We start from the raw sequence: 13268 nt of genomic DNA on the forward strand, positions 1-13268 counted from the left end.
CATAAAGATGTCAGCTAATTATCACTGTTTAGGTCGGCTTGGTTTTGATCAAGTTCTTGACGTTTTTTAAGTTGGCGGGTTTGAGCATGTAAACTTGCTCTAACAATAAGTTCTTGGTCAGTGGTTCTAATTGCGGTAAAGAGTAGGGTGTATTGGTAATGTTCGCTATCTTGTTTTTCTACTGCCACAACTTCGGTGTAACAATAAACCGCAGAGGCTTCGTGGTGCAAAAACAGTTTTGTTCTAAACGCTTGGCCAATTGAGTGTACTTCGGGTGATGTAAAGCGAATACCGCCACCGCCGTAGCTATCACATTGTATTGCATTATCTTGGGCTTGTTCTGAGGCCAAAATATGGCTCATTATTAAATCTATTTTACGTGACTGCGCTTGTAAAAATGTAGCTAGCTCTTGTGCTATATCGCCCAAGTTACGCAGTGGTCGTAACGAGCTTTGCTCAAGTTCACTTACTTCATTTGCTAATCTAAATAGTGGGGGGATATCGTCTTCTAGCTCAAGCTGCGATTTAGGAACTTGTCCGTTCGATACGGCGAATAAATTCACTCTTATACTTTCATTAATTTGAAAGTACTGCTCAAACTCACCTAATCTTTCACTATTCATTATGTTCTCCACCACGTATTTATTTAATAGTAGCGTTGTGAGTACTAAATTGCTAGCAGATAAAATAACTCATAGTGGGCTAAATGCTTTGTTTACATTCAATTTTTAACATACTGATTATGAAAATAAATACACTAAGACATATTTAGGGGTAGTTATAAAAAAGCGGCCAATGTCATCCTAACATTGGCCGCTTGGGTATTGATTCATCAGCGCATACTTATTTAAGTAGAGCGGCTAATTCATGTAAATCTTTCACAACGTGATCTGGTTTTTTAGCTAATGGGTAAAGTGCTTTACCTGGGCGTGCAATGAAAGTGGTTTGTAAGCCTGCTTCTTTTGCGCCAGCAACATCCCAGCCATGGGCTGCAACCATCATAGCTTCATTTGGTGCTACATTTAGCTTTTTAAGTACCCATTCATAAGCACGTAAGTCTGGTTTGTAAATTTTAATATCTTCAATGCTGTAACGTGCATCAAAGTAAGACATTAAACCAGCGCTTTCAAACTGTGCCTTTACACCTTTGTTTGAAGAATTTGTAAGGCTTACTAACTTATAGCCCTGAGCTCTAAGTTTTGCCAGTCCTTCTTTAACATCGCTGTGTGGAGGAAGCGTTAAAAGAGGCGTAACAATAGCTGTTTTAGCTTGTTCACTAGTAATATCAATATTATTATTTTGAGCAACCATAAGGAGTGATGCCACCCCAATTTGCCCAAAGTCGTGATAACTACCGCTTACTGTATCTACTAATGAATGGTGCAGCATAGTCGAAAACCAAAGTGGTAATAAATCTTCACGCCCGCCTAGTGCTTTACCAATAGAGGTACGCATTGACGTTAAATCAAGTAGGGTTTCGTTTACATCAAAAATAAGCACTTTGGGCTTTACTTGTTCTTTTGGTTCATCAGCGACTGCATAACCAGATACAAGGCTTGTGCCTACAAGTAGTGAAAGAGTAAGTGTTTTTAACGATTTTAAAATAGACATTAGTTATTCTCCGATTCAAGTGCTGCCATAATATCAGTAGGTTCTGCGCGTAGGGTGTAGTCTTCGTTTAAAAATGCGTATGTAATAACACCTTCTTGGTTTATCACATAAGTAGCCGGTAGCGGCAATTTAAAGCTTTTATCGCCGTAGTAGTGTTCAAAATCAATACCAAATTGTGTGTATAACGCTTGAATACGCTCATCAAGTGTAAACAATAAACCAAATTGCTCAGCTACTTTATTACTAACATCTGAAAGCACGTCAAACTCAAGATCGTTTTTTTGTGCAGTTGAGAGAGTTTCATCAGGCAGTTGTGGTGATATTGCGACTAACTGAGCATTTTGAGTTTTAAATTGCGGTAAGTAGTCATTAAGTGCTTTTAGCTCTAAATTACAATATGGGCACCAGCCACCACGATAAAAGCTAATAATTACCGGGCCTTTTTTTAATAAATCCGCAAGCTCAATGTTTTCGCCGTTATGGTTGGCTAGGCTGAAGTTTTCTACCTTTTGACCAATTTGCAACGCATTGTCTTTAATATGCTGTGCAATAAGCTCTTCGTTTGTAGTGTTCATTAATGCTAAAACGTCAGCCGGTAACTTGGCATCTTTTTGTACGTTATAGGCATCTATTTGCGCTTTTAAACTCATGATTGAACCTCAATAATTAGACTATTTGCAATTATAGTGTTTTACATATTTAAATAAACATTGCAAAACTGAAAGCTTCATTCGAAAATGTTAAACATTGAAAAGTGCACAATGGCATCTTTATGTATAATTTAAGCGACCTAGAAACATTTATAGCAGTAGTTGAAAATAAAGGGGTGCTTGCTGCTGCGCGCGAGCAGCGTTTATCGCCTGCAACGGTAAGCCATCGCTTAAGTAAATTAGAACGTGAGCTTGCAACAGTACTTGTTTTTAGAGATAGCCGACGAGTACGGTTATCTCCCGCAGGTGAAATATTTTATACGCGAGTTGGCGCTATAATGGAGGCGCTGCACGACGCTGAGCATAGTATTGGTGCGCGTAGTTCATCTGTGAGTGGTTTATTACGCGTGACTATGCCCCCTTGGATTTTTTCAAAATACGTAATGCCAAGACTTAATGAGTTAGAGCAGGCCTATCCTGAACTAAAACTTGATTTTTTAATTACAGATCATTTTGTAAATGTTGTTGATGACGCACAAGATGTGGCAATTCGTGTAGGACAATTAAATGATTCCGGTTTACTGTCGCGAAAAATAGTAAACAACAAACGTATACTTTGCGCAGCTCCTAGCTACATAAAAAAATATGGCATGCCTAAAAGCTTAGCTCAATTGAGCGAACACTATTGGGTTTGCCTGCCGTGGCAGCGCCAATTAAAGCTTTTTGATGAACAAGGTAAAACACATACTTTTAATGCAAGAACACGCTTTACTATTTCTAATTCCGACAATATGACTCAAGCAGCCATTGCAGGTCATGGCATTGCAATTAAATCAATGATAGCTATTCATGAAGATATTAAAAATGGCATTTTAGTTGAAGTTATGCCCGGTGTAATGGCACAAGATGATGCACCAGTTTGGTTTTTGCGTCCGCAAAATAGCTTAACTACCCGCAAAACCGATGTATTTTATGACTTTATGAAATCACTATTTTTGAGCTGCGAATAAGCGTTTAAATGAGCGTTTTACTCCAGTTAAAAACAAATAACCAGTAAGCTCGGCAAGTAAGGCAACTATAATAGCTGCAACAATGGCGGCTATAATAGAGTCTTTTTTTAAAATGATTTGACCTTCGAAGCGTTGCCACACTTGTTGCTTTACATCACTCATGCCACTGATTATAGTAAAAATATATGGAGATTGCGCAAACCTATTTACAGCGATTTGTAAGTCTTGTTGTCGTGTGTAAAGTGTACTGATATTACTTGCACCTTTATTCACAATCCCATCATCAATATTTTTATAGTGTTTAATTAGCTTATTTAAATCATTATTAAAATACTTAGCTGCATCGCTTTTAAAAGGCGCAATGGCATTATTAGCTTCAATTAATTGGGCTGATAATGCTTGGCCAAAATCGCTTATAAATGCAGGAATTTGCACCCCAAGTAGTAAACCGAATGCAAAGAAACTAAGTCGGATGTAATCTAAAAATTTACTCATTTATCTTCCTATCCATTTAAATAACCCAGAATTAACATTTGAGCTTGTTTTTATATCAAAAACTCGTAATCTAATGGGGTGTGTTGACCTTTGTGGATTGAAATTTTTTCAATCTAGGTACGATTTAATCGCGGCGCGAGGTTTGTAACCTAGCGGGCTAAGTCAAAACCAAGCAACAAAGAGTTAATCGTCCCTAGAAAGAACCCAACGGGCAGCGCGTGTTTGGCATTTATGCTGCGTTATCACCTATTTATGGGGAATAACCACACTACATAGGCTCTGCCTTGCCTAAATACCAAACGTACTGCTGCAAATTCAACCACGAAAGGCCAACACGCCCTAATAATAAAAATAACAACAGGTGGATGTTAAGGATGACGAAAAAAGTAAAATTCACGTCAACATTTGTTGATATATCTAAACAGCTCAAACGTTTTGTATCGCGCATCGTTCAGCCCGACGATGTAGAAGATATTGTGCAAGAAACCTTTGTAAAAAGCTACGAAGCTGATTTAAAGCAAGATATACAGTTTACGCGCAGTTACATGCTTAAAACAGCAAAACACTTAGCACTTAACCATATAGCTAAGTGGGACAACAAATTTAATGATTCGTTAGAAAATGATAACGAATTACCGGTATTACTCAAATCAATGAAGCTTGAGGATGAATACACATCTAAAGAGCGCTTTTTACTTTTTTGTAGAGCTACTGAGCAACTAAGCTCATCGATTCGTAAATGCTTTATATTAAAAAAAGTTTACGGCATGAGCCAAAAAGAGATCGCAGACCAAATGCAGTTAAGCCAAAGCACTGTTGAAAAACACATTGCCAAAGGATTGTTACAAACCATGTTGTACATGCGGGAACATGAGCAAAGTCCACAAACAAACCCTAAAGCTCAAGCACACCCTATCTCAGTTAAGAGGGTCGCAGAATGAGTAATGTTCATCAATTTAATTCAAAAGATTTAATTTTAGAAAAGTCATGTGATTGGATAAGCGCGATTGATCGTGGTTTAACTGATGATGAAAAAGAGCAATTTAAATTATGGATGATGCAAAGCATCGCCCATCAAGACTCTATATACGAGCTTGCTCAGCTTTGGGATGAGCTTTCGGTGTTAAATGAATTAAGTCATTTATTTCCTCAGCGTAACAATACTAAAGCATCAAAAAATAAGTGGATGTTTTCTTACTCAATTGCAGCGAGCTTATTTGCAGCGTTAATGGTATGCAGCTACTTATTAATTAATTTAGAAAACGGCTATAACCAAGAGCTTGCAAAAGTTAACTACACTAAAATTTACAAAACAAAAGTAGGCGAGCAAGCAACGTATGTATTGCCAGACGGCACTATAGTGCAGCTTAATACTAATAGCTTGCTAGAAGTTGCTTATAGCAAAGGCCGCAGGCAGTTGTTACTTAGTCGTGGAGAAGGGCGTTTTAACGTAGCAAAAGATGCCACGCGTCCGTTTAGTGTTATGGCCGGCGACAAAAGCTTTACCGCACTCGGTACCGTGTTTAATGTACAGCGTAATACCTCATCAGATTTAGAGCTTGTTGTTACCGAAGGCAAAGTGATGATCACCGACCCTAGTGTAGCGGTTGACGCAAATGACTTTAAAGATTATCAGCTTGCAGATAACAGCACGCAAAAAATTCGTCAAATTAATGCCAATATTGTTACCTCAGGCGAAAAAGTAATTATAGAGCAGAGTGTTACCAAGCCAATTACCCAGCTTTCAATGAACGACGTACAACGCGATTTGGCATGGCAAAATGGCATGCTTATTTTTAATGGAGAAGAGCTAAGCGATGCTTTAAATGAAGTAAGTCGCTATACCGCCACACGTTTTGAGCTTTCATCGGCCGAGCTTGCCAGTATTAAAGTAGCTGGGGTATTTAAAGCGGGTGACGTTGAAGGTTTACTTGAGAGTTTACAAACTAATTTTTCGATTGATCATGAGCGTTTAGGTGAGCATGTAGTAACGCTAAAACACCATACAGAATCATAAGTAGACGTTATGCAAATCAAACTAATGTTAGATAAAGTTGCATCAATAAAGATTGAACGTAAAAAAAACATTAAAAAAAAGAAACAAAGCCATAGAGGATTTTTGTTTGTCAGCTGTTTATATAAGTTGCGCAGTAACCAAACGCATTTATTGAGTGGATTTAGTGTGCTTGTACCGGCTATTTTTAGCTTGAGTGTACAAGCAGCAACTCAAACCACTGGGCAAATGGTGCAATTTGATATAAAAGCGCAGCGAGCAGACAAAGCCTTAATTGAATATGCTAAACAAACAGAGCAAACCGTGGTGTTTTCTTATGAGTTGGCAAAGCAGTATGACGCAAATTCAGTTTATGGATTTTACACTCAGCTAGATGCTCTAGAGGCATTATTAGGTGGGACTGAACTCGATGCGGTTGTTGATCAAAATGGTTTACTGAGTATAAAACTCAAACAAATCAATAGGAATGATAACAACATGATGAAGCTTTCAGCGGTCAGTGCAGCAGTATTACCAGCTTTACTTGCAGTAAATTCGCAAGGTGTAAACGCAGCAGAAGAAGTCGCTCAAGAAAAAATTGAAAAAATTGCTATTGTCGGTAGCCGTGTAGCAGGACGTTCAGTTGAAGATTTACCCGTTCCAGTAGATATCTTAAGTGCAGAAGCGCTTGAAAATACAGGCCAAACAGAAGTTGGTCGTATGCTACAGTCTATCGCCCCTTCATTTAACTTTTCAAGCTCTGCAATTAGTGACGGTACTGATGCTTTAAGACCTGCGACACTTCGCGGTTTGGGCCCCGATCAAACATTGGTTTTAATTAACGGCAAACGTCGTCACCAAGCAAGTATTATTCATATTAATGGCTCTGTTGGGCGTGGTACCGCAGGTACTGACATGAATGCAATTCCAGCTTCTGCAATTAAACGCATTGAAGTATTACGTGATGGCGCTGCTGCTCAGTATGGTTCTGATGCAATTGCAGGTGTTATTAATATTGTGCTTAAAGATGGTAGCGAAGGTGGCAAAGCGGCTATTAACTACGGTCAATATTCTGAAGGCGATGGCGAAACCATTAACCTTGATTTTAATAAAGGCTTTGCGCTAGGTGATGACGGTTATTTAAATACAACTATCAATTACCGTGACCGTGCACCGACTAACCGTGCTGGTTTACATGGCTCTTGTCAGTTTTATGGTTGTACAGAACTAAGTGACGGCACTTTACTTGCTGGCGATCCGCGTGAGCTGACAGCCGATCGTGATACTTTTAGAATTGGTGATGCTGATTCTCAGCAATTTGGTTTAACAATTAATACCGGTTACGAGTTAGGTGATGGCGAGCTTTACGGCTTTATTACTTACTCAACACGTGAAAATGAGTCGGCTGCATTTTTCCGTCATAATGCAAATGCAGGTGGTAACCCAGTACTACAAGATAACGATGCGACGATTCCATTAGGTTTCTTACCAAAAATTAATACAACTATCGACGATATCTCGTACAACTTTGGTTATAAAACTGAGTTTGATAACGATGCAAGCCTTGATTTATCTTACACCTATGGTGAAAACAGCATTGATTACACGACAAGTGACACTATCAATGCCTCATACGCTAACTTTTTACGTTATGACCAAGGTTTAAGTGCTGCTGATATTCGTACAACTATCCCACGTGAAGCGTACGCTTACGGCATGGAATTATCACTGCAAACAATCAATATTGATTTTACGCAAAACTTTGATGATTATTCTTTAGCAATGGGTGCAGAAATCCGTACTGACGAATATCGCATTTTAGAAGGTAATGAGTACGCATACCGCGATTACGATACAACCAACGGTGTAAGTATTTACAACGGCTTAAGTGGTGGTGTTGGCTCTGAAGATGCATCAGGTGGTTCACAAGGTTTTGGTGGTTCAGCTCCTGCGTCATCAGTTGATGAATCGCGTGATGTAATTTCATTTTACATAGATGCAGAATCTTATGTGATTGAAGATGTAATTTTATCGGGTGCACTTCGCTACGATAACTACAAAGGCTTTGGTGATACAGTAAACTTTAAGCTTGCTGGTAACTGGTCTGTAACCGACGATATTTCACTACGTGGTGCATTAAGCTCAGGTTTTAGAGCGCCTTCAATGCAGCAGCTTTACTTTAATAACGTAAGTACGCAATTTGTTGTTGGTACTAATGGTAATTTAGTTGCAGAAGAGGTTGGTACATTTAGAAATGATTCAACACTTGCGCAAAGCTTAGGTATTCCAAAGCTTAAAGAAGAAAAATCACAAAACCGTAGTTTAGGTATTGTATATAACGTTACAGATAATATTAATGTAACCGTTGATTACTACTCAATTGATATTGACGACCGTATTGTAATTAGTGACCGCTTAGGTAAAGGTTTATCTACAAGCCTTGATGCTGCACTAAATAGTGCGGGTGCTGGCGTAGGTCAGTTCTTCTTAAATGGTGCTGATACAGAAACTCGTGGTGTTGATTTTGTAGCAACGTGGAACACTGAAGGTTTAGGCGGCACGCTTGATTTTACACTTGCAGCTAACTTTACTAAAACAGATGTTGTATCGTTATTTTCGCCTGCTGGCTCAAGCCTTGAGACAGTAAACGTAGACGATATATTTTCAGCGGAAGACATCTCTATTATTGAAGAGTGGCAACCAGAGGATCGTATTAACTTAAGTGCGCTTTATCAACGTGACGATTGGACAGTTAACCTGTCACTTAATCGCTTTGGTGAGTACACAGTAGAAGATGGTGGTCGTCAAACGTATGGCGCAGAAATTTTAACTGACGTTAAAGTTAACTACTTCGTTACTGAAGATTTGTCGGTAAACATTGGTGCAAATAACTTGTTTGATGTTTACCCAGATAAAAACGAAATAGGTAACTCTCGCTCAGGTACTATTGTGGATGCTAGTGGCAATACAGTAATAAGTAGCTCAGGTGTGTTTGACTACTCACGTCGTTCTGCTCCATTTGGATTTAACGGTGCTTACTACTACGTAGGTGCAGAATACCGTTTTTAATTAATAACCTCCCTTTCGTTATTTAACTCAAAGGGCCGTAAGGCCCTTTTTTTGGTTTTATCTTGGGCTGTTTTATTTAGAAATCAAACTTATTGAATAATCATCGTATTGCTTAATATTATTCATTACACTCATTAAAGTATTATGTGTACTGTTTTCGTCTGCGGTTATAAGTACCGAACTTATTTCATATTTAGCCGCGAACATCGCTAAATTAGTCGCAACTTGCTCTAAATCAATTAACCTCCCCGAAAAATATATTCCGTTACTTTCATCAATTCTAAATAAAGCATTTTTAACAGGCTTATCTATTTGAGGGCTGTCGAGTGGTCGGTTTAATTCAATAGCCACAGGTTTTACAAAAGATGTAGTTACAATAAAGAAAATTAGTAATATGAACACTATGTCTAACATCGGGGTCATATCTACATCAGCATTATTTTGCAGTTTAGTTAGGGCGTGTGAATCTTTGTGGATTGAAATTTGTTCAATCTAGGGGCGATTAAATCGCGGCGCGATGTTTGTAACCTAGTGGGCTAAGTAAAAACCGAGCAACAAAGAGTTAATCGTCCCTAGAAAGAACCCAAAGGGCAGCGCATGTTTGGCCTTTATGCTGCGTTATCGCCTATTTATGGGGAATAACCACACTACATAGGCTCTGCCTTGCCTAAAAACCAAACATACTGATGCAAATTCAACCACCAGAGATCAACACGCCCTAGCTTACTTTTCATATTGGACCTTATTTTTAATTAAATGCTGCGGCGCCACAGCAAGGTTTTAGGTACCTACTAACAAAATTAGCACAGCAAAAATAAATCGTGGTTAAATAAATATTCTAATAACATTAAATATTTGTATTCATTATGTATTTAAAATGTGGCGAAATAAGGTGGTGTTTATAGCAATCTGCTTATATGGGGTCTATTTAGCATCGTTATAGTGTAATTTAATTCGTTAAATTGCTTAAATATCTATGCAGGTTGGTATTAGAGGCAATAAAAAACCCAGCGCTAGGCTGGGTTCTATTTATGCATTATGTAAGCTTAATGCTTTTGCATACGGCTCATTTCTGCATGGCAGCTTTGCATTGTTAATAATGTTTTAGCCAGTGCAGCTTCGCAATCAGCCGGTTGTGGTTTATCCATAGCGGCTTTAATTTCTACAAGCGTTTTATCTTCTACTTCTTCAAGCTCTTTTACATACGTGCTGTCGTTATGTGAGGTGAATGTAGTAAGTAAGGCTGTGTATGCACGTCGTGCTTCAACTGCGAAAGATGAACCATCTTCGCGTTCACCTTTTTCATTAATTGCATATGGCTGCAAGCGCTCAACACTCACTTTTCGGGCATCTATCATACGCTGAAAAAGTGCGCCAATAGCAGGGTCTTCAACTTTTTCCTGTGCTTTTTGATAAAAGTCGATGCCGCTGTTCATAACTTGAATGATGTCAGTAATATGATTTACTTCTGATCCTTGATGGGTGTTCATAATGACCTCTTTTATTAAATGAATGTATAGTTCAATTTAATAAAAGCAATGTATGTTCCATGTTTTTATTTTCATGTAGTCATTTGATTTTATTGGTTTAATTTCATTTCAGAAAGGGGCTAAGTTAATGAGGAAAGTATTAACCTAGCAATTTTTACATTATATTGTGTAATAAAGTTATTTTAGCTCTTCAGCTACTTCAGCTACTTTTTGGCGTAACCAGATATGGCTCGCATCGCGATGTAACAGTGGGCTCCAAATCATATCAAGCTCAAAAGGAGGAATTGGAAACGGTGGCTCTAAAATTTTAAGCCCCGGATCATCTAAGTATATATTTGCGGCTTTTGAAGGAAGGGTCGCAATCAAATTTTTCTCTTTAGCTAAATGAATCGCTACATGGTAGTTACGCGTAAAAGTGGCAATGTTACGATGTTTACCAAAGTGGGCAAGTGCTTCGTCAACCCAACCAAGTTTTTGCACATCTTTAGGGTCCATGCCCACGCCTACACCAAAACCTGTTTTACTCACCCATATATGGCGCGCTTTTAAGTAGCTGTCGAGGCTAAAGTTTTCAATAATAGGGTTGTCGGCCTTAACTAAGCAGCAAAAACTGTCTTTCCAAATACGTTTATGATGAAAAGACTGAGGTAAGTTTTCAAAACGGTTGATTGCCATATCTACTTTACCGTTTTCTACGTCATGAAAGGTTACATCACTTGGTGTGAGTATATCTAAAGTAGTATCGGGGGCTTCTTCGTGTAGTTTACTTAAGAGCTTTGGCGCTAACGTACTTGCAGCGTAATCACTGGCCATTATTCTAAATACACGTTTACTCTGGCTTGCCTCAAATTCTCTATTAGGTGCTAGGGTTTCTTCAAGCGTCATTAATATGCCACGAATAACGGGTTGTAACTCTAAAGCGCGCTCTGTCGGGACCATACCATCGCTGGTACGAACTAAAATAGGGTCGTTAAATAAGTTACGAAGACGTTTAAGGCCATTACTCATTGCGGGCTGCGTAATACTCAATTGATTAGCAGCGCGTGTTACGTTGCATTCTCGAAGCAATGTATCGAGATAAACGAGTAAATTTAAATCTATTTTACTTATATTCATTGTGTGTCCTTTGCGTCTACCAGTGATGGATAAATCGCTGTGCTGTCGGGTAAGGGTAAATATGACTTACCTGCCCATTTTTTATATTTTGTTGCGCCTGCTTCCAAAAGCTAACATCTATAAGCTCTGGATGAGTGCTGAGAAAAAACTTTTTATACATAGGATTAGGCATTACAAATGTACATAACTGCTCTGGGAATACATCTTGTGGTGCAACAGAGTAACTTTGTTCATCCATTAAATAATCGTCGTAGCTCTTTGCTTTTGGTAATGCTCTAAAGTTCATATCTGTTAGGTATTGAACTTCATCGTAATCGTAAAAAATAATACGTTTGTGCTTACTTACACCAAAGTTTTTTAAGAGCATATCGCCAGGAAATATATTAACGGCAATCATTTCTTTTAGAGCTTGCCCGTATTCTTCAATCGCGTCTGCGGCACTTTCTTCATCAGCATTTTCTAAAAATAAATTGAGTGGTGTCATGCGCCGTTCAATATATAAATGCTTGATGATCAACCATTCGCCTTCAATTACCATTGATGAGCCAATTGTTTTATGTAATTGCGCAAGTAAATTACTATCAAAACGCGCCAAAGGAAATACGACGTTAGAATACTCTATGGTATCGGCCATTCTGCCAACGCGATCATGGTTTTTTACTAGTTGATAACGCTTTAATACGGTATCACGGCCGAAGGGCTTACTTTCACCAAATTTGTCTTTTATTACTTTAAAAACATAACCAAATGAGGGAAGGGTAAATACCATCATCACCATACCGGGAGTACCCGGTGCAATTGTAAACTCATCACTAGAGTGAGATAAGTGATTTAAAAACTCTCGATAAAACTCAGTTTTACCCTGCTTATGAAAACCCACTGCGTTATAGAGCTCAGCAAGTGTTTTGTTTGGCATAAGCTGATTCAAAAACCGGACAAGTGCTGAAGGTGCATGAGTCTCTACCATAAAGTAGGCACGGGCAAAGCCAAAAATGACACGCATTTGAGATGATTTAGTTAAAAGTGCATCTAAATATAATCCGTTATCTTCATCGTGTAACACGGCGATTATAAAAGGCTGAACCCCACTTTTTGAAACAACACGACCAACAATATAAGCTGCTTTATTACGATAAAAAGGTGTGTGTAAAATATCAAAGCGCATTTGCCAAGGTTGATGATGTGTATCGGGGGCTTGTTTATAAAATGCTTTAACAAGAAGGCGAATATCACGCTCTAAATTTACAAATGGGGCTTTAAAATCAAAATGATTAATAATGCGCTTTATTGTTGGCTTTAGGCCATCAACTACTGGAAAGTATGTCCTATATTCGGCCTCAACAGGTACTGAAGGAGCATCTTTCAAAGTTGCTTCTACAAATATAAAGTCATTATGAAAATAGCGCCTATGGTACAGCCGGCAAAATACAGAGTTATAAAAGGTTTCGGCGAGTTCTGCTTGAGGGTGGAAACATAAAAAATGCTGATATATCTTTTTAACTTCGAGCCATAGGCTTTCATCTAATTGCTCTGTTGGGGTTTCTTTTTTTAGCGCTTGTGTGGTTTCGTTAACACGATCATCATAATAGCTGATACGCAAACGGCTGATATCATTAATTGCTTGCCAATCTTTTTTTGCAAAGGCGAGAGGGGCTTTGGCCGTTGTTTTTTGAAATAGCTGATAGTGCCTTTTAAAACCCGTTAAAATTAATTCAGCAATATGGCGAGGCTGCATTTGCACTCCTTAATAGTCCCTAGAGCTTATACTCTATTGTGTTAAGGGTATGTTATTTTAAGTTTAAAACCAAGATAAATATTACTTGCTAATTAAGAG

General features: G+C 38.4%; 12 protein-coding genes. 4 read left to right on the forward strand and 8 right to left on the reverse strand.

Going from position 1 to position 13268, the window contains the following annotated elements:
- Positions 1-14: 14 nt before the first annotated feature.
- From I6F44_RS05300 to I6F44_RS05310, 3 genes are all read right to left on the reverse strand, one after another.
- Complete coding sequence (locus tag I6F44_RS05300) at positions 15-623, reverse strand: PilZ domain-containing protein (protein WP_024594380.1); 609 nt, start codon at positions 621-623, stop codon at positions 15-17.
- A 220-nt stretch (positions 624-843) separates the two neighbouring features.
- On the reverse strand, positions 844-1611 hold the full coding sequence (locus I6F44_RS05305) for a haloacid dehalogenase type II (RefSeq protein ID WP_024590458.1): 768 nt from the start codon (positions 1609-1611) through the stop codon (positions 844-846).
- A complete protein-coding gene (locus I6F44_RS05310; protein WP_007585680.1) occupies positions 1611-2261 on the reverse strand; it encodes a peroxiredoxin-like family protein in 651 nt (216 codons plus the stop codon). The genes I6F44_RS05305 and I6F44_RS05310 overlap by 1 nt, the downstream gene beginning before the upstream one ends.
- A gap of 122 nt (positions 2262-2383) precedes the next feature.
- Here I6F44_RS05310 and I6F44_RS05315 point away from each other — a divergent pair, with 122 nt between their 5' ends.
- Positions 2384-3271 carry a LysR family transcriptional regulator gene (locus tag I6F44_RS05315; RefSeq protein WP_007585683.1) on the forward strand — a complete coding sequence of 296 codons (888 nt, stop codon included), beginning with the start codon at positions 2384-2386 and terminating at the stop codon, positions 3269-3271.
- Here the strand turns inward: I6F44_RS05315 and I6F44_RS05320 are convergent.
- Positions 3251-3766 (reverse strand): DUF2937 family protein, encoded by a 516-nt coding sequence (locus tag I6F44_RS05320; RefSeq protein WP_121955609.1) that lies wholly within the window; start codon positions 3764-3766, stop codon positions 3251-3253. The two genes, I6F44_RS05315 and I6F44_RS05320, sit on opposite strands and share 21 nt — an antisense overlap.
- 374 nt (positions 3767-4140) lie before the next feature.
- On the opposite strand from I6F44_RS05320, the gene I6F44_RS05325 reads away from it, so the two are divergent.
- The 3 genes from I6F44_RS05325 to I6F44_RS05335 are packed head-to-tail and all read left to right on the forward strand — an operon-like array spanning position 4141 to position 8828.
- A complete protein-coding gene (locus I6F44_RS05325; protein WP_002961494.1) occupies positions 4141-4707 on the forward strand; it encodes an RNA polymerase sigma factor in 567 nt (188 codons plus the stop codon).
- Complete coding sequence (locus I6F44_RS05330; protein WP_007585689.1) at positions 4704-5783, forward strand: FecR family protein; 1080 nt, start codon at positions 4704-4706, stop codon at positions 5781-5783. The genes I6F44_RS05325 and I6F44_RS05330 overlap by 4 nt, the downstream gene beginning before the upstream one ends.
- A gap of 9 nt (positions 5784-5792) precedes the next feature.
- Positions 5793-8828: a TonB-dependent receptor plug domain-containing protein gene (locus I6F44_RS05335; RefSeq protein WP_101216180.1), complete on the forward strand. Its 3036-nt coding sequence runs from the start codon at positions 5793-5795 to the stop codon at positions 8826-8828.
- 72 nt (positions 8829-8900) lie between these two features.
- Here I6F44_RS05335 and I6F44_RS05340 read toward each other — a convergent pair whose 3' ends face one another.
- The 4 genes from I6F44_RS05340 to aceK form a co-directional block, all read right to left on the reverse strand.
- Entirely contained in the window at positions 8901-9305 is a 405-nt protein-coding gene (locus I6F44_RS05340) for an ExbD/TolR family protein (protein ID WP_331459048.1), read from the reverse strand.
- A 569-nt stretch (positions 9306-9874) separates the two neighbouring features.
- Complete coding sequence (locus I6F44_RS05345; RefSeq protein ID WP_024594386.1) at positions 9875-10318, reverse strand: ferritin-like domain-containing protein; 444 nt, start codon at positions 10316-10318, stop codon at positions 9875-9877.
- 177 nt (positions 10319-10495) lie between these two features.
- The gene (locus tag I6F44_RS05350) at positions 10496-11434 is read right to left on the reverse strand and encodes a LysR family transcriptional regulator (protein WP_002961484.1); all 939 of its coding nucleotides are present in this window, start codon (positions 11432-11434) and stop codon (positions 10496-10498) included.
- Between the two features lie 16 nt (positions 11435-11450).
- Complete coding sequence (gene aceK, locus I6F44_RS05355; RefSeq protein WP_007585698.1) at positions 11451-13169, reverse strand: bifunctional isocitrate dehydrogenase kinase/phosphatase; 1719 nt, start codon at positions 13167-13169, stop codon at positions 11451-11453.
- Positions 13170-13268 lie beyond the last annotated feature (99 nt).

Source organism: Pseudoalteromonas sp. NZS11_1 (genome assembly GCF_015864275.1).
In the GTDB taxonomy this organism is placed as follows: Bacteria; Pseudomonadota; Gammaproteobacteria; order Enterobacterales; family Alteromonadaceae; genus Pseudoalteromonas; species Pseudoalteromonas arctica.